The organism is Burkholderia sp. Ac-20392 (assembly GCF_017104585.1).
In the GTDB taxonomy this organism is placed as follows: Bacteria; Pseudomonadota; Gammaproteobacteria; order Burkholderiales; family Burkholderiaceae; genus Burkholderia; species Burkholderia lata.
This window is the reverse complement of sequence record NZ_JAAGPB010000874.1, coordinates 1-2,206: the sequence shown is the minus strand read 5'-3', so window position 1 is coordinate 2,206 and position 2,206 is coordinate 1. Positions and strand designations below refer to the sequence as shown.

Genomic DNA, 2,206 nt, shown 5'->3' with positions numbered 1-2,206 from the left:
TCCGCTGACTGCGCTGCTGCTGCGCGTCGATACCGAGCCCGTGCGCGATGTGCAGGCCGGGCTTCCACATTGATGAATCCCTGAACTTCTCTTCCGACCGAGCTTCACGATGAATCCGACCCGACGCCACTTCCTCGCCCAAGCGAGCGCACTCGCCACGATCGCCGCGGCCCCGGCTGCCCTGCGCGCTCAATCGGGCACACGGCCGCTGCTGCGCGCCGGCGACCAGAAAGGCGGGCTGCGCGCGCTGCTCGAAGCGGCCGGCGAACTGAACGGCCTGGCGTACGACATTGCGTGGACCGAGTTTCCGGCCGCCGCACCCCTCGCCGAAGCGCTGAACGCGGCCGCCGTCGACTGTGGCCCGATCGGCGACGCGCCGGTGATCTTCGCGCTCGCGTCGGGCGCACGCATCAAGGTGATCGGCGCGAACCGTTCCGACCCGTACGGCACGGCCGTGCTCGTGCAGCCCGATGCGGCGCTGAAGGGCGCAGCCGACCTCAAAGGCAAGCGTATCGGCACCACGCGCGGCTCGATCGGTCATTTCGTCACGCTGAAGGCGCTCGACGCGGCCGGCCTGCCGCCCGACGCCGTCTCGTTCCGCTTCCTGCCGCCAGCCGACACGATGCTTGCGCTCGCAACCGGTTCGATCGATGCCTGGGCGACCTGGGAACCCTATACCGCGCTCGCCGAAACGAGCGGCCGCGCGCGCGTGCTCGTCAACGGCCGCGGGCTGTGGTCGGGCCTCAGCTACCTCGCGGCGACCGACGCGGCGATCGCATCGAAGCGCGACGTGCTGCATGATTTCCTGCGGCGCGTCGTGCGCGCGCAGACGTGGTCGTATCGGCATGCCGACGCGTATTCCGCCGCACTCGCGCGCATCATCGGCATTCCGCCGGCGGCCGCGAAGCTGCAGTTCGAGCGCCGGAACACGCGCTGGCTGCCGATCGACGCGACGGTTATCGCCGAACAACAACGCACGGCCGACTTCTACCTGAAGGCCGGGCTGCTGCGCCAGCCGCTCGACGTGCGCGCGACGTTCGACGCCGGCTTCCCGCTCGCATGACCGGCCGCGCGACGGTACACAGCCGTCCAAACGGCTTCGGCACGATCTGGCACAATCGCAGTCTCGCCATCCGCCTTCAGCCAGCGTCATGCCAGCCATCGCCGAACTCTTCGTCTACCCGATCAAATCCTGCGCCGGCATCGCGCTGTCGCGCGCGCAACTGCTCGAAACGGGCCTGGCGTACGACCGCCACTGGCTGATCACCGACCCTGCCGGGCAGATGATCACGCAGCGCACGCACCCGCGCCTCGCGCTGATCCGCACCGCGCTCGACAGCGATGCGCTCGTGCTGAACGCGCCGGGCATGCGCGAGATCCGCACGCCGCTCGACGGCGACGCATCGCCCGCCACGCCGAAAATGGCCGCGACCGTGTGGCGCGACACCGTCGACGCGATCGACACGGGCGCCGAAACGGCCGCCTGGCTCACCGAATTCCTCGGCACGCCCACGAAGCTCGCGCGCTTCGGGCCCGACGCGCGCCGCGGCTGCAACCGCAAATGGACCGGCGAGATCGATACGCACACGCAGTTCGCGGACGGCTATCCGCTGCTCGTGATCGGCCAGTCGTCGCTCGACGACCTGAACGCACGGCTCGCCGCAAAAGGTGCGCCGGCGATCCCGATGAACCGCTTCCGCCCGAACATCGTGGTGTCGGATCTCGACGCGTACGAAGAGGATTTCGTCGAACATTTCGACACGGAAGGCGCGACGCCCGTGCGGCTGCGCCTCGTGAAGCTGTGCACGCGCTGCCCGATGCCGACGATCGACCAGGTCACCGGCGCGCCCGATCCTGCGTGGCCGCACGAGCCGACCGACACGATGCAGACCTACCGCGCGAACCCGAATTTCGACGGCGAGCTGACGTTCGGCATCAATGCGATCGTCGTCGAAGGCGTGGGTACGTGGCTCGAGGTTGGTCAGTCGCTGGACGCGGAGATCGGGTTCGGCGATTGAGACGCAGCGCGAAACCGCTCGTCCCCTAACATCCGCGCGATCGGGAAGCAGCCGCAAACGGCCAGCCGCTTCCCGCACCGCTACTCACCGTCACGCGGCGCGCTGCATGGCATCGCTCGCCGCCGGCAGCCGGATCGTCACGACCAGCCCGCCACCCGCCGCATCGGCCAGCGTCACGCTGCCCTGAT

2 protein-coding genes and 1 pseudogene are annotated in these 2,206 nt (G+C 69.3%); all 3 read left to right on the top strand.

The window, feature by feature from the left end; all coding sequences use genetic code 11:
• Nucleotides 1-73 (top strand): annotated as a pseudogene (locus G3N99_RS42255) (cytochrome C); the annotation flags it as partial.
• Between the two features lie 36 nt (nt 74-109).
• On the top strand, nt 110-1,063 hold the full coding sequence (locus G3N99_RS39220; protein WP_206125082.1) for an ABC transporter substrate-binding protein: 954 nt from the start codon (nt 110-112) through the stop codon (nt 1,061-1,063).
• Between the two features lie 88 nt (nt 1,064-1,151).
• Nucleotides 1,152-2,018 carry an MOSC N-terminal beta barrel domain-containing protein gene (locus tag G3N99_RS39215; protein WP_206125081.1) on the top strand — a complete coding sequence of 289 codons (867 nt, stop codon included), beginning with the start codon at nt 1,152-1,154 and terminating at the stop codon, nt 2,016-2,018.
• Nucleotides 2,019-2,206 lie beyond the last annotated feature (188 nt).